At 69.5% G+C, this 15,868-nt stretch carries 15 protein-coding genes; 3 read left to right on the top strand and 12 right to left on the bottom strand.

Annotated features, from left to right (window positions below):
• Positions 1–16 precede the first annotated feature (16 nt).
• Positions 17–508: a flavin reductase family protein gene (locus DXT68_RS01990; protein ID WP_045254489.1), complete on the bottom strand. Its 492-nt coding sequence runs from the start codon at positions 506–508 to the stop codon at positions 17–19.
• Positions 509–599: 91 nt separating this feature from the next.
• Here DXT68_RS01990 and soxR point away from each other — a divergent pair, with 91 nt between their 5' ends.
• Positions 600–1,082, top strand: coding sequence for a redox-sensitive transcriptional activator SoxR (soxR, locus tag DXT68_RS01985; protein WP_279625479.1), 483 nt, complete (start codon positions 600–602; stop codon positions 1,080–1,082).
• Between the two features lie 16 nt (positions 1,083–1,098).
• Here soxR and DXT68_RS01980 read toward each other — a convergent pair whose 3' ends face one another.
• The 6 genes from DXT68_RS01980 to DXT68_RS01955 form a co-directional block, all read right to left on the bottom strand.
• Positions 1,099–3,345, bottom strand: coding sequence for an exo-beta-d-1,3/1,6-glucosidase (locus DXT68_RS01980; RefSeq protein ID WP_045254392.1), 2,247 nt, complete (start codon positions 3,343–3,345; stop codon positions 1,099–1,101).
• Positions 3,345–4,448 carry an ABC transporter permease gene (locus DXT68_RS01975; protein ID WP_174233185.1) on the bottom strand — a complete coding sequence of 368 codons (1,104 nt, stop codon included), beginning with the start codon at positions 4,446–4,448 and terminating at the stop codon, positions 3,345–3,347. Before DXT68_RS01975 ends, DXT68_RS01980 begins: the two co-directional genes overlap by 1 nt.
• A gap of 1 nt (position 4,449) precedes the next feature.
• Positions 4,450–5,538: an ABC transporter permease gene (locus DXT68_RS01970; protein ID WP_045254393.1), complete on the bottom strand. Its 1,089-nt coding sequence runs from the start codon at positions 5,536–5,538 to the stop codon at positions 4,450–4,452.
• A complete protein-coding gene (locus DXT68_RS01965) occupies positions 5,535–6,341 on the bottom strand; it encodes an ABC transporter ATP-binding protein (protein WP_045254394.1) in 807 nt (268 codons plus the stop codon). The genes DXT68_RS01970 and DXT68_RS01965 overlap by 4 nt, the downstream gene beginning before the upstream one ends.
• Positions 6,338–7,162 carry an ABC transporter ATP-binding protein gene (locus DXT68_RS01960; RefSeq protein ID WP_045254395.1) on the bottom strand — a complete coding sequence of 275 codons (825 nt, stop codon included), beginning with the start codon at positions 7,160–7,162 and terminating at the stop codon, positions 6,338–6,340. Before DXT68_RS01960 ends, DXT68_RS01965 begins: the two co-directional genes overlap by 4 nt.
• Before the next feature lie 294 nt (positions 7,163–7,456).
• On the bottom strand, positions 7,457–9,121 hold the full coding sequence (locus DXT68_RS01955) for an ABC transporter substrate-binding protein (RefSeq protein WP_045254396.1): 1,665 nt from the start codon (positions 9,119–9,121) through the stop codon (positions 7,457–7,459).
• 166 nt (positions 9,122–9,287) lie between these two features.
• Here DXT68_RS01955 and DXT68_RS01950 point away from each other — a divergent pair, with 166 nt between their 5' ends.
• Positions 9,288–9,935: a TetR/AcrR family transcriptional regulator gene (locus DXT68_RS01950; RefSeq protein ID WP_045254397.1), complete on the top strand. Its 648-nt coding sequence runs from the start codon at positions 9,288–9,290 to the stop codon at positions 9,933–9,935.
• A gap of 10 nt (positions 9,936–9,945) precedes the next feature.
• Positions 9,946–11,160 carry an amidohydrolase gene (locus DXT68_RS01945; RefSeq protein ID WP_045254398.1) on the top strand — a complete coding sequence of 405 codons (1,215 nt, stop codon included), beginning with the start codon at positions 9,946–9,948 and terminating at the stop codon, positions 11,158–11,160.
• A gap of 188 nt (positions 11,161–11,348) precedes the next feature.
• On the opposite strand, the gene moaA is transcribed toward DXT68_RS01945, so the two are convergent.
• From moaA to DXT68_RS01920, 5 genes are all read right to left on the bottom strand, one after another.
• The gene (gene moaA, locus DXT68_RS01940) at positions 11,349–12,434 is read right to left on the bottom strand and encodes a GTP 3',8-cyclase MoaA (protein WP_045254399.1); all 1,086 of its coding nucleotides are present in this window, start codon (positions 12,432–12,434) and stop codon (positions 11,349–11,351) included.
• A gap of 235 nt (positions 12,435–12,669) precedes the next feature.
• Positions 12,670–13,749 carry a sulfate/molybdate ABC transporter ATP-binding protein gene (locus tag DXT68_RS01935; RefSeq protein WP_052677741.1) on the bottom strand — a complete coding sequence of 360 codons (1,080 nt, stop codon included), beginning with the start codon at positions 13,747–13,749 and terminating at the stop codon, positions 12,670–12,672.
• Complete coding sequence (gene modB, locus DXT68_RS01930; protein ID WP_045254400.1) at positions 13,746–14,534, bottom strand: molybdate ABC transporter permease subunit; 789 nt, start codon at positions 14,532–14,534, stop codon at positions 13,746–13,748. Before modB ends, DXT68_RS01935 begins: the two co-directional genes overlap by 4 nt.
• Positions 14,531–15,325, bottom strand: a complete 795-nt coding sequence (modA, locus tag DXT68_RS01925; protein WP_045254401.1) for a molybdate ABC transporter substrate-binding protein — start codon at positions 15,323–15,325, stop codon at positions 14,531–14,533. The genes modB and modA overlap by 4 nt, the downstream gene beginning before the upstream one ends.
• A gap of 3 nt (positions 15,326–15,328) precedes the next feature.
• Entirely contained in the window at positions 15,329–15,721 is a 393-nt protein-coding gene (locus DXT68_RS01920) for a TOBE domain-containing protein (protein ID WP_045254402.1), read from the bottom strand.
• Between the last annotated feature and the right edge of the window lie 147 nt (positions 15,722–15,868).

Below are 15,868 nucleotides of genomic sequence, written 5' to 3'. Positions count from 1 at the left end.
ACGCAGCCGCGGGCTATCAGTCGGGGTCCTGCGCAAGCGTGTGGAACCGGCGGTCCAGGTAGACGAGAGGGCGGCCGGGTCGTCCGAGCAGGACCTCGTCGATCTCGGCGACCACGACGGTCGACGATCCGACGGCGACGGTCGTCATGGTGTGGCCGCGCATGGCGGCCCTCGCCTCGCGCAGGTAGGGCTCGCCGGTGGGCAGCGCACCCCAGCCCTGCTCGGGCGTGAACCGCTCGGCGCCGCTCACGGCGAAGCTCTGCGCCAGAGCCGAGTGCTCGTCATCGATCAGGTGCACCACGAAGCTGCCTGCCGAGAGGATCGCCCCGGCGCTGCCGGTCGCCCGGGTCACCGAGAACACGATCGCGGCGGGGTCGACGGCGACGGAGGCGACGCTGGATGCCGTGAGGCCGACGGGCCCGTCGGGGGTCATGGCGGTGATGATGGCGACACCGGCCGGATGCGCGCGGAAGGCGGCCTTGAGTCCCTCCCCGACCTCGGAGGGCACGGGCGGGGACGGGCGATCGGTGTTCTCTGAGGTCACGATGCAACCGTACGACCTCAAGTAGGCTTGAGGTCAAATCGAAACGGGGGTCGACGTGAACACAGCATCGGATCCGGAACGCTCGACCCACGGCCCCGACGAGCCGCTGACGATCGGCGAGATGAGCAGACGCACGGGCGTCGCCCCCTCGGCCCTGCACTTCTACGAGGGCCTCGGGCTCATCGCGTCGACGCGCACGGCCGGCAACCAGCGTCGCTACGCGCGCCACATGCTGCGCCGGGTGTCACTCATCACGGTCGCGAAACGCCTCGGCATCCCCCTCTCCGACGTGCAGGACGCGTTCGCCGACGTCCCCCTCACGCAGACGCCCAGTCACGAGGACTGGCAGCGTGCATCGCGCCGATGGAAGCGCGAGCTCGAGAAGCGCCGCGAGGGCATCGAGCGGCTCGAGCGCGAGCTGACCGGATGCATCGGCTGCGGCTGCCTGTCGATGAAGGCGTGCGGGCTGCTCAACCCCGACGACGCGCTCGGCAGTCAGGGCGCGGGGCCACGGCGCCTGAGCGACGGGGACGCCTGAGCGCCCCCGTCGACGTTCAGGACACGGTGAACGCAGCGCTCAGCAGCACGTCGTCGCGTGAGCTCGGGCCGACCAGGAGGGCGAACTCCCCCGGCTCGACGAGGCGCGTGCCCGCGGCGTCGACGATCGAGCAGTCGGCCACGGGCACCTCGACCCGCACGGAGCGACTCTCGCCCGGCGCCAGATCGATCTGCCGGTAGGTCTTGAGCTCCTTGTCGGTCCAGCTCACGCTCGTCACGACGTCGCGCACGTACACCTGCACGGTCTCGCGCACCGGACGCGCACCGGTGTTCGTCACCGTCACATCGGCCGCGACGGTGTCGTCGAGTCCGAGGGCGTCCGTCGCGATGACGAGCTCCGAATAGTCGACCGTCGAGTACGACAGCCCCTCGCCGAACGCCCAGGCCGGGGACTGGGTGAGATCGGCATAGCGGTCGCCGTGCTGTCCGCGGATCTGGTTGTAGTAGGTCGGCTGCTGTCCGACATGACGTGCGAACGAGATCGGCAGGCGCCCAGACGGCTCGACGGCGCCGGTGATGACCTCGGCGAGCGCGCGACCGCCCTGCATGCCCGGATTCGCCGCCCAGATCACGGCCGCGGCGCCTGAGACCGAGGCCGGGAGCACGAGCGGCTTCGATGCGAGCAGAACGACGACGACCGGCGTTCCGGTGGCGATCAGCGCATCGAGCATCGCGTTCTGGCCGCCGATCAGCTCGAGGGTCGCGGTCGAGCGCCCCTCGCCGACGAGCTCGATGCGGTCGCCCACGACCGCGACCACGATGTCGGATGCCGCTGCGGCAGCCACCGCCTCGGCGATCAGCGCCTCGTTCGCCTCGGCCGGAACGACCACAGGCGGTCGGGGCTGCCCGTCAGGGAAGGTCGCACCGAGCGGATCATCCTCGAGGGTGAGGATGTCGGCGCCGCGGGCGTGGGTGACGGTCCATCCGTCGATGCCCGCGAGGCCGTCGAGCACGGTCGTGATCATCTCGCGCGGCTGACCGTCGAGCCACCCGGCCTGGCCCGATCCGCCGGCCCAGTCGCCGAGCTGCGTCTGCGCGTCGTCGGCGAGAGGTCCCACGACCGCCACCCTCAGTGGCGCTGCGGCGTCGAGCGGCAGCGTTCCGTCGTTCTCGAGCAGCACCAGCGATCGGCGGGCCGTCTCGAGGTTGAGGGCGGCGTGCGCGGGGCTGCCGACGACGGCATCCAGCCCGTCCTGCGGCAGGCGGGGGTCTTCGAAGAGGCCGAGCTCGAACTTCAGGGTGAGGATGCGGGCGACGGCGTCGTCGAACGCGTCCTCGGCCAGCATCCCGTTCGCGACGGCGTCGAGGGCTCCCTGGAAGAAGCCCGGCGTGTTCATGATCATGTCGTTGCCGGCGCGCACCGCCGCGGCGGACGCATGCACGTAGTCGGGCTGCACCTGCTGTTCCCACACCATGCGTCCGACGTTGTCCCAGTCGGTGATGAGGGTGCCCGTGTAGCCCCATTCGCCGCGCAGCACGTCGCTGAGCAGCCAGTCGTTGACCGTGATCGGCACGCCGTCGGTGGTCTGGTAGCCGAGCATGAACGTGCGGCATCCCTCGCGCGCGACCCGCTCGAAAGGCGGCAGGAACCACGATCGCAGCTTGCGTCGCGAGATGTCGGCCTCGCTGGCGTCGCGTCCGCCCTGGGTCTCGGAGTATCCGGCGAAGTGCTTGGCCGTGGCGAGGATCGCCGTCGGGTCGTCCAGACCCCGCCCCTGATAGCCGCGCACCATGGCGGAGGCGAGCTCCCCGATCAGGAACGGATCTTCGCCGAAGGTCTCGTCGATGCGTCCCCAGCGCAGGTCTCGCGCGATGCACAGCACCGGAGAGAACGTCCAGTGCACGCCGGTCGCCGCGACCTCGACCGCGGTGGCCCTGGCGACCTGCTCGACGAGGTCGGCATCCCACGTCGCCGCCATGCCGAGCTGGGTCGGGTAGATCGTCGCCCCTGGCCAGAACGAGTGGCCATGGATGCAGTCCTCCCCGACCAGCAGCGGGATGCGCAGCCGTGTCTGCGAGGCCAGTTCATTCGCCCGGACGATGCGTTCGGGCGAGGTGTGCAGGATCGACCCGACGTGGCGGCCGAGGACATGGTCGTCGAGGTCGTCGCGCGCATCGAGCTGCAGCATCTGCCCGACCTTCTCCTCGACCGTCATGCGGTCGAGGAGGTCGGCGACGCGGGCGGCGATCGGCAGTTCGGGGTCGAGATAGGGCAGGGATTCGGTCAGTGTCTGAGAGGTCATCACTTCTGAGTATTCGCGTTCTGGATCTTCGTCGTCTGAGAGGTCGCCGGGTCGGCGCCCGTGACGGGCACCTCGCGCACCGCAGTGACCGGGGCGTTCACGTCGAGCCCCTTCTTCTTCATGGCGCGGGCGCGCTCACCCGCCGACCGCAGCCTCGGGTTCACGTACTCGTCGATGCCGAAGTTGATCAGCGACAGCGCGACGCCGATGATCGCGATGCAGAGGCCCGCGGGCACGTACCACCACCACAGGCGGGGGAAGGCGCCGTTCTGCTGCGCCCAGAACAGGATCGTGCCCCAGTTCAGGTTGCTCACCGGGATCACGCCGATGAAGGCGAGGGTGGTGAGGCCGAGGATGGCCGCGGTGACCGTGCCGACGAAGCTCGATGCGATCAGCGCCATCAGGTTCGGCAGCATCTCGACCGTGATGATGCGATGCAGCGGCTCGCCGTTGGCCCGGGCCGCCTGGATGAAGTCGCGGTTGCGCAGCGACATCGTCTGCGCCCGCAGCACGCGCGCACCCCAGGCCCAGCCGGTGAGACCCAGCACCGCGGCGATCACGATGAGCGGCGGGTTCTCGAACTGCGAGGCGACGATGATGATCAGCGGGATGCCGGGGATCACCAGGAACACGTTCGTGAGCGCCGAGAGGGACTCGCTCTTCCATCCGCGCACGTAGCCGGCGATGACGCCGATCGTGATCGCGATGACCGTCGCGATGATCGCCGAGAGGAATCCGACGACCACCACGCCGCGCGTGCCGAAGATGAGCTGGCTGAGCACGTCCTCACCCATGTGCGTGGTGCCGAGCCAGTGGTCGAGCGAGGGCGCCTGGCGCAGCGCCGTGCGGTCCTTCTGCGTGGGGCCGTATGGCGCGAGCAGCGGGGCGAAGATCGCGACCAGCACGAAAACCCCGAGGATGATGAGTCCGGCGACCGACTTCGGATTGCGGAACATCGCGAACGCCTGCACCAGCTGCGTCCAGAAGGTCTTGCGCGGCGGTGCGACGACGCCGGGTGCGCGGAACGTCGCCGTCTCCGGCATCCCGGTGGGGATCGGGCGCCCGTCGGGAGCGGTGTTCTCGGTCGAGGTGGGAACGCTCATGTCAGGCCTCCGTCTGGCGCGTGCGCGGGTCGAGGTATGCGTAGACGATGTCGGCGAGGATGTTGGCGACCAGCACCGACAGCGTGATCACCAGGAACACCCCCTGCATCAGGGCGAAGTCCTTCGCATTGGTGGCGTCGAGCAGCAGCTTGCCGACGCCCGGGTAGCTGAAGACCATCTCCATCACGATCGTGCCGCCGACGATGAAGCCGATCGAGAGCGCGAAGCTCTGCACCTGAGGGAGCACCGCGTTGCGGGCGGCATATGCCCAGAGCACGCGTCGGTTGGGCATGCCCTTGGCCTGGGCGACGGTGATGTAGTCCTCGTCGAGCACGGTGAGCATCATGTTGCGCATGCCCAGCATCCAGCCTCCGAGCGACGCGATGATGATCGTCACCGCAGGCAGGGTGCCGTGCGTGATCACCTGGCCGATGAAGTCGAGGCTCCACTCGGGCGACTGCCCCTTGCCGTAGGCGTGCGACGAGGGGAACCACTTGAGGGTCGACGAGAAGATCGCGATCGCGATCAGCCCCAGCCAGAAGTACGGGATCGTGTTGAAGAACGTCGTGATCGGGATGAGCGCGTCGAGCCTGCTGCCGCGCTTCCAGCCCACGATCGCCCCGCCGACGGTGCCGAGCGCGAACGAGATGATGGTCGCGAGTCCGACCAGGCCGAGCGTCCAGGGAAGGGCCGAGCTGAGCACCTCGGCGACGGGGCGCAGCCCGTGCAGGGTCGAGATGCCGAGGTCGCCGCGGAACAGCATGGCCCAGTAGTCGATGTACTGCTGCCAGATCGACTTGTCGGTGTCGATGCCGAGCAGGATGCGCAGCGAATCGGCCGCCTCGGGACTGATGTTGCGGTTGCGGGCGAGGTAGGAGCTGACCGCATCGCCCTTCATGAACCGGGGCAGGAAGAAGTTGATCGTGATGGCGGCCCAGAGCGTGAACAGGTAGAAGCCCGCCCGCCCCGCGAAGAACCGCCAGGGCACGAGTACGCGTCCCTTCTCGGCGGTGGTCGCGGTCGTCCCGACCTCGAGAGCGTCGCGGTCCTGTTGCTCGAACTGCCCGAGCTCGGGCGATGCGGTGGTCACTGTGCACCTCCGTGCGTTCCGGCGGTCGCGAAGTGCGTGTCGGGATCCGGCGACGCCGCCCGCAGCTCTCGCGTGTAGGGGTCCTGCGGGTTGAGGATGACGTCGTCGGCGTCGCCGTACTCGACGACTCGACCCTGGTTGAGCACCATGATCTTGTCGCTGAAGTGCCGCGCGGTGGCGAGGTCGTGCGTGATGTAGAGCACGCCGAGACCCTCCTCGCGCTGCAGATCGGCGAGCAGGTTCAGCACCCCGAGGCGGATCGACACATCGAGCATCGACACCGGCTCGTCGGCGACGAGGAGCGCCGGGCGGGAGGCGAGTGCGCGGGCGATCGCCACACGCTGCCGCTGGCCGCCGGACAGCTCGTGCGGACGGCGGTCGATCACGGCATCCGCGTCGAGCCTGACCCGCTCCAGGAGTCTGCGCACCTCCGCCTCGGTCTGATCCTTGGGCACCACATCGTCGAGGCGGATCGGACGCTCCAGGTGGTACCGGATCGAGTGGTACGGGTTGAGCGAGGCGAACGGGTCCTGGAACACCATGCGCAGCTGCTGCCGGTAACGGCGCAGGCCCTTGCCACGCCGCGGGATCGGCGCGCCGTCGAGGCGGACCTCTCCGCTGGTCGGCGTCTCGAGCTGGGTGAGGATCTTCGCGATCGTCGACTTGCCGCTGCCGGACTGGCCGACGAGGCCGATCGTCTGCCCCGAGGTCAGGGTGAAGCTGACGTCGTCGAGCGCCTTCAGGCGTCCGGCGCCGCGGACGTTGTACGTCTTCGTGACATGGGCGAACTCGAGGGTCGTCATCGCGTCAGTACTCCTCGTGCGCCGGTGAGACGGGGGAACGACGACAGCAGCGTCTTCGTGTAATCGTTCTGCGGATCGGTCCAGATCTTCTCCGCCGAGGCCAGCTCGACGATCTCGCCCTCGCGCATGATCGCGATGCGATCGCTGATCTCGAGCAGCAGCGGAAGGTCGTGCGTGATGAAGATGACCGAGAAGCCGAACTCGTGGCGCAGCTGCGAGATCTGCGTGAGGATCTCGCGCTGCACCAGCACATCGAGAGCGGTGGTCGGCTCATCCATCACCATGAGCTGCGGGCGGAGAGCCAGCGCCATCGCGATCATCACGCGCTGGCGCATGCCGCCGGAGAGCTCATGGGGGAAGGAGCGGATGCGCTGGCGCCCCACCTTGACGATCTCGAGCAGCTCCTCGGCCTCCGCGCGACGCTGCCGGCGGGTCATGTCGGGGCGGTGGATCTCGAACACGTCCTCCAGCTGCGAGCCGATCGTCGCGACCGGATTGAGCGCGTTCATCGCGCCCTGGAAGACCATCGACACCTTGTCCCAGCGGAAGCGCTGCATCGCGTCGACGTCGAGCGCGTTGATGTCGACGTCGACGCCGGAGGCGTCGTGGAAGGTCACGCTGCCTCCGGAGATCACGGCCGGGGCGCGGAGCAGGCGCTGCACCCCGTAGGCGAGGGTGGTCTTGCCGCATCCGCTCTCACCGGCGAGACCGAGGATCTCGCCCCGCCGCAGTTCGAGGGTCACGTTCTTCACCGCCTCGACGGGCGGATCGACGTCGTACACGACCGAGAGGCCGCGCACGCTGAGAAGTGGTTCTGACATGGGGTCTTCCTTCGTCTGGGTCCTTCGTCTCGTCGCTCCGCTCCTCGCTCAGGAACCCGTGCCGGCCCGTAGCTTCCGCCCTGGTCGCGAGACCGAGCACCGCCCCCTGAGCGAGCGGAGCGAGACGAAGGGCGACTTGCCCGCCCCCTGAGCGAGCGGAGCGAGACGAAGGGCTACTTGCCCGCCCCCTGAGCGAGCGGAGCGAGACGAAGGGCGAACCGGGCGTGGGGCCCGGCCCGCTCAGGAGCCGGCACCGAGACACCGGCCCCTGAGCGAGCGGAGCGAGACGAAGGGCTACTCGGCCGGCTTCAGCTTGGTGAGGATCATCACGACGTTCTGCTGCGTCGGGTCGCCCGAGGCGTACGGGTCGTCCTCCGACGGCCACCCCACGTAGTTGCGCGTGTTGTACTCGCCCAGGAGCGGATGCGCACCGAGCGGGATCGCCGGGACCTGATCGACGAAGATCTGCTCCAGCGTGCTGATCGACGACGTGCGGACGTCGTCGGACGAGGCGTTCGCGTAGGCGTTCAGCGCCTCGGTCGCGACCGGGTCGTCGAAGCGTCCGAAGTTGAATCCGGCGATGCCCTCGGGCGAGATCCATCGCGGGTCCATGGTCGACGTGTAGAGGCCGTAGGCCGTGCCGCTGTCCTCGAGCCAGTGGATGATGGCCGAGAAGGTGCCTTCGTCGCGGGGTCCGGCCCAGCCGCCCCAGTCGGGCATGTCGATCTTGACCTCGGCGCCGATGGCCTCGGTGACGTCCTCGGCGATGAGCTCCTGGGCGGTGTTCCAGTCGCTCCACCCCGAGGGGACCGAGAGCGTGAACGAGACGGGCGTGCCGTCGGGGTCGATCAGCGCGTCGTCCTTCCAGGTGTATCCGGCGTCTTCGAGCAGACCGCGCGCCTTCTCGGCGTCGACGGAGTAGTCCTCGCCCTGGAACTCCGGCTGGATCTCGTCTTCGAGGATCGACGAGAGCCCGGTCACAGACCACACCGGCTCGCTGGCGCCCTCGCGGGCGATGTCGACGTAGGCGTCGCGGTCGATGACCCAGGCGAGCGCCTGGCGGAACACGACGTCGTCGAACGGCTTCTGCTGCAGGTTCATGAACAGCGTCGCCGACCCGGTCGTCGGCGCGACGAAGAACTTGTTGTGCTCGGGGTCGGCGTCGAGGAACTGCTCCTGGATCTGCGGGATGAACGCCTGCGCCCAGTCGGCCTCGCCCTGGGCGAGCGCCGTGGTCAGCGCGGTGTTGTCGCCGTACGAGACGTAGTGCAGCTCGGGGACCGCCAGGTCTCCGCCCCAGTAGTCGTCGCGGGCCTCGAGGGTGACCGACTCGGTCGACCAGTTCGACATCGCGTAGGGACCGGTGCCGACGAGATCGTCGCCCTTCACCGGATCGGTGGCGGGCTCGTCGAACTTCTCCCAGATGTGCTTCGGGACGATCGGCACGTGCAGTACGCGGGCCTGGTTCACGAACTTCGACTCGCCGAAGGTGAGGGTCACGGCGTCGCCGTCGACGGTCGCGCCCTCGAACTTGAGTCCCGCGGTGTCGAGTGCGGGCGTGGAGACCAGCTCGTACGTGAAGACGATGTCGTCGGCGGTGAAGGGCTCGCCGTCGCTCCAGGTGACGTCCTTGCGCGGCACGACCGTGACGGCGGTGAAGTCGTCGTTCCATTCGATGCTCTCGGCGAGCCACGGGGTGACCTCGCGGTCGCCGGTCTGGTTCACGAGGCCGAGCGTCTCGAAGATCACCTTGCCGTAGCCGTACTTCGAGGCCGAGGAATCGCCGACGTACGGGTTGTTGGACTCGGTGGTGATCGCCCCATCGGGCTTCGCGATGGTCAGCGCGGCCGAGCCGTCGCCACCACTGTCGTTCGTTCCTCCGGCAGCGCAGCCGGCGAGGGCCGAGACTCCCAGGGCGGAGATCGCCGCGGCAGCGATCAGGGATTTTCTGAGCTTCATTGCTTCTCCTTGGGCACGGGTCATTGTGCTGTGTGATCGTCGGCTGCGCAGGCATCCGACGAGTTAGCTTACTGACGAGAAAGTAAACTGGTGCGAGGTTACTCGTTGGTAAGTAGAGTTGGCAAGTACGATCCAGATCAGGCACCGGTGCAGGAGAGGAGTGACCATGGCGAAGGGATCCGCCGCACCCGCGAACGTGCGACCGGCCACGCGCGAGAAGCGCGAGCTGATCCTCAAGGCCGCCGTCGAGATCTTCGGCAACAAGGGGTCGACCAACGGCACCCTCGCCGATGTCGCCGAACAGGTGGGGATCACCCACGCGGGCGTGCTGCACCACTTCGGCTCGAAGCAGAACCTGCTGCTCGAGGTGCTCGCCTACCGAGATCAGGCCGACGTCGCCGAGCTCGCCGAGAAGCGCATCCCGCGGGGCCCCGAGCTCTTCCTGCACCTCGTCCGCACCGCGATCTCCAACGAGCTGCGCCCCGGGATCGTGCAGGCGTACACCGTGCTCTCGTCGGAGTCGGTCACCGACAACCACCCCGGCCGCGAGTACTTCGAAGAGCGCTACACGACCCTCCGCCGCGAGGTGACCGAGGCGTTCCACCTGCTCTGCGCACAGGAGGGCGTCGACGAGCCCGACACGATCGCGACGGGCGCGGCGAGCATCCTCGCGGTGATGGACGGCCTGCAGCTGCAGTGGCTCCTGCACCGCGACGTCGTCGACCTGGGCGGGGCGAGCGAGTTCGCGATCAGGGCGATCGTCAACGGCGTCATGCACCCCGGACCCGCACTGGAGTCGTACGTGCGCGAGTAGGCTCGGGGCCATGACGATCGACCTCGAAGCGCTCTACACCGACCTGCACCAGCATCCCGAGCTCTCGTTCCAGGAGACCCGCACCGCCGGCATCGCCGCCGGACACCTGCGGGATCTCGGGCTCGACGTGCACGAGGGCATCGGGGTCACCGGGGTGGTCGGCATCCTGCGCAACGGCGACGGCCCCGTCGTCTGGGTGCGCGCCGACATGGACGCTCTCCCGGTCGGCGAGGAGACCGGCCTCGCCTACGCCAGCACCGCGACCGGCATCGACCCCGCCGGGAACACCGTTCCCGTGATGCATGCGTGCGGGCACGACATGCACGTCACCGCCATGATCGGCGCCGTCGAGAAGCTCGTCGCCGAGCGTGATGAGTGGGCGGGCACCCTCGTCGTGCTGATCCAGCCGGCAGAGGAGTACGGTGCGGGCTCGCGCGCGATGCTCGACGGCGGACTCCTCGACATCGCGCCCACTCCCGACATCGTGCTCGGTCAGCACGTCACCCCGCTGCCCGCCGGCACGATCGGCGTGCGCCCCGGTACGCAGATGGCGGCATCCGACGGCCTCACCGTGACGCTGCACGGCCGAGGCGGACACGGATCCCGACCGCACTCCACGATCGATCCGATCGTGATGGCCGCGGCGACCGTCATGCGTCTGCAGACCGTCGCCTCTCGCGAGGTCGACCCGCGTGACGTCGCGGTCGTGACGGTCGGCTCGATTCACGCCGGACTCAAGAACAACATCATCCCCGCCGAGGCGAAGCTCGAACTCAGCCTGCGCTACCCGAACGACGAGATGCGCGACAGGGTGCTCGCGAGCGTCGAGCGCATCGTGCGGGCCGAGGCCGCGGCATCCGGAGCAGAGCGCGAGCCCGAGATCCGCACCGACCACACGCTGCCGCCCACGATCAACGACGCCGAGGCCACCGCTCGCGTGACCAGCGCGCTGCAGCGTGCGCTCGGCGAGGCGGCCGTCATAGACCCCGGCATGTTCACGGGCAGCGAGGACGTCTCGTGGTTCGCCCGCGACACGGGCGCCCCACTGGTGTTCTGGTTCTGGGGAGGCGTCGACCCGGTGAAGTTCGCGGCATCGGCGGCCGCGGGAACGCTCGACAAGGACATCCCGACCAACCACTCGCCGTTCTTCGCGCCGGAGATCCACCCGACGATCGAGGTCGGCGTGACCGCGCTGTCGTCGGCCGCGCGGGAGTTCCTCGCCTGAGGCTTCTCAATTCGTCGTTCGCAATTCAGCATGAACGGGCAGGAACGAGCCGATTTCGCGTGCCGAGCAGGCGGAACGCTCGTTCTCTGCTGAGTTGTGAACGCCGAGTCGCGCTGAGTCGTGAACGCCGAGTCGCGTTGAGTCGTGAACGCAGGAGCGCTGAGTCGTGAACGCGGGAGTGCTGAGACTCAGCCGCCGATGGCGTTCATGCCACGGGCCGGCTGCAGGAACGACGGATCGTTGATCGCGTGCCCCGGCAGCTTGCCGTGCACGCACGAGCGCAGCATGGCTCCGATCGCCGCGGCGCGCTGGGCGGGATCGGATGCCGCCGGTCCGCGGAGCGAGTCGATGAGGTCGTACTCGGCGTTGGAGAACAGGCAGTTGCGCAGCTGACCGTCGGCGGTGAGTCGCAGTCGGTCGCAGGCGCCGCAGAACGGAGCGGTGACCGAGGCGATGACGCCGACCTCGTGCGGTCCGCCGTCGATGCGCCACTTCTCGGCGGGTGCGCCGCCGCGGCCGGGAACGGGCTCGAGGCTCCACCGTGCGCTGAGCTTCTCGAGGATCTCCTCGCGCGTGACCATCGACGCGCGGTCCCACGTGTGCCCGGCGTCGAGCGGCATCTGCTCGATGAAGCGCAGCTGCGCGCCGACCTCCATCGCGAACGCGACCAGGTCGGGCAGCTCGTCGTCGTTCACGCCGCGCATCGCGACCGTGTTGAGCTTGAGGGGGCGGAGGTCGGATGCCGCCGCTGCCGCGATGCCCTCGAACACGTCGTCGATGCGATCCCGGCGTGTGAGGTCGGCGAAACGCTGCCGGTCGACCGTGTCGATGCTGATGTTCAGACGCGTGAGGCCCGCCTCGATCAGATCGGGGAGCTTCTTCGCGAGCGTGATGCCGTTCGTCGTCATCGCGACCTCGACGGGGCCCTCGTCCCCCTCGATGCGCGAGACCCGGCGCACGACGTCGATGATGTCGGCACGAAGCAGCGGCTCGCCGCCGGTGAGCCGGAACGTGCGGATGCCGAGCGAGGCAGCGACCTGCGCCACCTCGACGATCTCGTCGGTCGACAGGATGCTGGTGCGCGCGAGCCACTCGTTGCCCTGCTCGGGCATGCAGTAGGTGCAGCGCAGCGAACAGCGATCGGTGAGTGAGATGCGCAGATCGCGGTGCACACGACCGTGCGTGTCGACGAGTCCCTGCGACGCGGGCGCGGCGTCGGCGAGGACCGCGGCGCTCGGCGCCCGCATCCCGATGACGACCGGCACAGCCGTCATCGCCGTATCCCTCTCCCCGACATGTTCCGAGACTACCTGCGCCGCCGACACCGCGGCCCGTGCGGGCACGACGACCGGCATATTGCCAGGTCCGGGCGCCTCGAAAGGGACCACCTGGCTGACGATTCCCCGTCTGGCGGGTGCCGAGGCCGAATCCGATCAGCCACCCGGGATGCCGTCAGCCATCCGGCGCAGCGGCTGCGGACGTCAGCCATCCGGCGCAGCGGCTGCGGACTCAGGCGTCGCCTACGCCGACGCCGACGCCGACGCCGACGAACCGCACGAGCCCCGGGTCGACCCGCAACCGAATCCTGTCGCCGACCGCCAGGCCTGCGGCGGCATCCAGCGACAGGTCGACCTCCCCGGCGTCGGTGTGCACGCGCACGCCTCCCAGCGTGGGCTCGATGCGCGTCACCGCGGCCGTCCACGACTCCGCGCCTGCCTCGGCGACCCGCACATCTCCGGGACGGAAGACCGCGGCGAGCGCGGCACCGTCGGTCGCAGCGAGCGCACGCGACGCAGGATCCGCGCTCGTCAGCAGCACGTCACGGCTGCGCCACGCGCCCCCGCTCGCGACGCCCACCAGACGGTTTACTCCGGCGATCGAGGCGACGAATCCGGATGCCGGTGCGGCGAGCACCTCGCGCACCGCACCCGCCTGGGTGACGCGGCCCTCCTCGACGACGAGCAGCCGGTCGGCGAGCGCGACGGCATCCGCGGCATCATGCGTGACCGCGACGGTCGTGGTCGACACGAGCTGATCGCGCAGCATCCGCCTGATGTCGCCGGCGGTCTCGGGATCGAGGGCGACGAGCGGCTCATCGAGCAGCACGACGCGCGGCGATGCGGCGAGCGCCCGGGCGACGGCGACGCGCTGCTGCTCGCCTCCGGACAGCTCGTGCGGCATCCGCTCTGCGGAGCCCGGGAGACCCACGCGCGCAAGCCAGTCGTCGGCACCTGCGCGCGCCGCACGAACCTCGACGCCCGCCGCACGGGGTCCGAACGCCACGTTCTCGCGCACCGACAGATGGGGGAAGAGCCGGGGCTTCTGCCCGAGCAGCACGACACCGCGCCGCATCGGATCGGTCCGCACACGCGGAGCCGCGACCCTGTCGACCACGCGCCCCTCGACGGCGATCTCGCCGGCCCCCAGCGGCTCGAGTCCCGCGAGCGCCTGCAGCAGCGTCGACTTGCCCGCACCGCTCGGACCCATCACGGCGACCGTCTCGCCCGGCTCGACGTGCAGCGAGACGTCGACGGAGAAGTGCTCCCGAGGCACGACCACATGGGCGCGCAGGCCATCCGCCCTGCTCATCGCGCGGCTCCCGGACGCCAGCCCCGCACCAGCAGCAGCACGAGGATGGCGGTGGCGAGCAGCAGCAGCGCGAGGGCGACCGCCGCACCCTGGGTGACTCCCGCCCCGTTGAAGGCCGTGTAGATCGCCAGAGGCATGGTCTGGGTGACACCCGGGCGGTTGCCCGCGAACAGCGCGGTCGCACCGAACTCGCCGATGGCCCTGGCGAAGCACAGCACCAAGCCAGCCACTATCCCCGGCGCGGCGAGCGGCAGGGTGATGCGGCGCAGGATCGTCCAGCGGCCGGCACCGAGAGCGGCCGCGGTGCGCTCGTACTCGACACCCGAGGTGCGCACCGCCCCCTCGACCGCAAGCACCAGGAACGGCAGCGCCACGAAGGTCTGCGCAAGGATGACGGCCGTCGTGCTGAACGACAGTCCGAGCCCGCCGAGCCACCCCGCCCGTCCGAAGAGGTAGAGCAGGGCGATGCCGCCGACCATGGGCGGCAGGACGAGGGGAATGGTGACGGCAGCACGCAGCACCGCGGCGAGGCGCGGCCCCGAACGAGCGATCGTCAGCGCCAGGGGAACGCCGATCGCGATGCACAGCAGGGTGGCGACAAGGCCCGTCCCCAGGGAGAGCAGCAGCGCCGAGCGCGCGGCCTCCGACGTGACGTCGGCGATGAAGGTCGACCAGTCGACACGGGCGACCAGGGCCGCGAGCGGGAGGATGAGGAACGCGAGACCGATCAGGGCGGGGATGGCCAGGGCACGCGGCGCGTATCCGCGCGCTCCGGCGGCACTCACGGCGCTCCGAACCCGAAGTCAGCCAGGATGCGCTGACCCTCGTCCGACAGCACGAAGGCGACGAACGCCTGGGCGGCCGCAGAGTTCGGCGCCTCTGCCAGCGTCGCGATCGGATAGTGGTTGACGACCTCGTCGGCGCCCTCGGGCACGATCACCTCGACGTCGTCGCGGTCGACCACGTCGGTCGCGTACACGAGGCCCGCATCTGCTTCGCCGGCAGCGACCTTGGTGAGCACGGCGGTGACGTTCTGCTCGAGGCTCGCCGCGTCGACCGCGACGCCGGCGTTCGAGAGCAGCGTGGCGGATGCCGCCCCGCACGGCACCTCGGGGGCACAGAGCACGGTGGTGACGTCGGCCAGGTCGGCCAGGGTCTCGACGCCGCCGGGGTTGCCCGTCGGCACGGCGATCACGAGCGTGTTCGACGCGAACAGGGTCGGATCGACCGCGGCATCCTCAAGCTTCTCCATGTTGGCCTCGTCGGCCGAGGCGAACACGTCGGCGGGCGCCCCCTCGCGCAGCTGGGTGACCAGCGTGGAGGATCCGTCGTAGACACCGCTGAAATTCACGCCGGGGTTCGCCTCGGTGAACGCCGCGCCGATCTCGTCGAACGCGCCCGAGAGCGAGGCAGCCGCATAGACCGTGAGCTCTCCGTTCACAGTGCTCTCGCCGCTGCCGGATGCGCCATCGGTGGCGGTCGGCGACGGCGACTGCGCACCGGCCGCGCATCCCGTGAGGGCGAGAGCCGCGGCGGTCAGGGCGACCATGACGGTGCGGCGGAGACGGCGGCGCATGGGTCAGCCCCTCGGTACTTCGACGACGACGTTGGTCGCCTTCACGGATGCCGCAGCGAGCGAGCCCACCTCGAGGTGCAGTTCGCGGGCGGCCTCGGCCGACATGAGCGAGACGACGCGGTGGGGTCCGGACTGCAGGTCGACCTGCGCCATGACCCCGTCGATCTGCACACGGGTCACGATGCCGACGAAGCGATTGCGTGCGCTCGAGAGCGCATGGTTCGACTCCTGCGCCTCCTCGGCGAGCGCCACGGCGCGGGCGGCGAGCGCGTCGCCGGGAATCTCGGCGGGGATGGCGTCGGTCGTGGGCAGCAGTCCCTGATCGACCCAGCGCCGCACCGTGTCATCGCTCACGCCGAGCAGCTGCGCCGCGCGCGAGATCCGAAAGCTCTGCATGAGGCAGAGCGTACCGCAGATGCGGATGATAGGGCCGAAAAAAGACGTATTCGCGGAAGCCGCCGAGTCGCCACCGACGGGGCACTCGACGACCCCGTGCGCCATTCAGCACGAATACTCGAGACCGCCCGTGTTTCCGCGCGCCGA

It is taken from the genome of Microbacterium foliorum, assembly GCF_003367705.1.
Classification (GTDB): domain Bacteria; phylum Actinomycetota; class Actinomycetes; order Actinomycetales; family Microbacteriaceae; genus Microbacterium; species Microbacterium foliorum.
This window is presented reverse-complemented; position numbering and strand designations above follow the sequence as displayed.

Excerpts from the sequence above, each read along its gene's own strand:
- DXT68_RS01980 (WP_045254392.1), bottom strand. The coding sequence starts at position 3,345 with ATGACCTCTCAGACACTGACCGAATCCCTGCCCTATCTCGACCCCGAA.
- DXT68_RS01975 (WP_174233185.1), bottom strand. The coding sequence starts at position 4,448 with ATGAGCGTTCCCACCTCGACCGAGAACACCGCTCCCGACGGGCGCCCG.
- DXT68_RS01965 (WP_045254394.1), bottom strand. The coding sequence starts at position 6,341 with ATGACGACCCTCGAGTTCGCCCATGTCACGAAGACGTACAACGTCCGC.
- DXT68_RS01960 (WP_045254395.1), bottom strand. The coding sequence starts at position 7,162 with ATGTCAGAACCACTTCTCAGCGTGCGCGGCCTCTCGGTCGTGTACGAC.
- DXT68_RS01955 (WP_045254396.1), bottom strand. The coding sequence starts at position 9,121 with ATGAAGCTCAGAAAATCCCTGATCGCTGCCGCGGCGATCTCCGCCCTG.
- DXT68_RS01950 (WP_045254397.1), top strand. The coding sequence starts at position 9,288 with ATGGCGAAGGGATCCGCCGCACCCGCGAACGTGCGACCGGCCACGCGC.
- DXT68_RS01945 (WP_045254398.1), top strand. The coding sequence starts at position 9,946 with ATGACGATCGACCTCGAAGCGCTCTACACCGACCTGCACCAGCATCCC.
- moaA (WP_045254399.1), bottom strand. The coding sequence starts at position 12,434 with ATGACGGCTGTGCCGGTCGTCATCGGGATGCGGGCGCCGAGCGCCGCG.
- DXT68_RS01935 (WP_052677741.1), bottom strand. The coding sequence starts at position 13,749 with ATGAGCAGGGCGGATGGCCTGCGCGCCCATGTGGTCGTGCCTCGGGAG.
- modA (WP_045254401.1), bottom strand. The coding sequence starts at position 15,325 with ATGCGCCGCCGTCTCCGCCGCACCGTCATGGTCGCCCTGACCGCCGCG.
- DXT68_RS01920 (WP_045254402.1), bottom strand. The coding sequence starts at position 15,721 with ATGCAGAGCTTTCGGATCTCGCGCGCGGCGCAGCTGCTCGGCGTGAGC.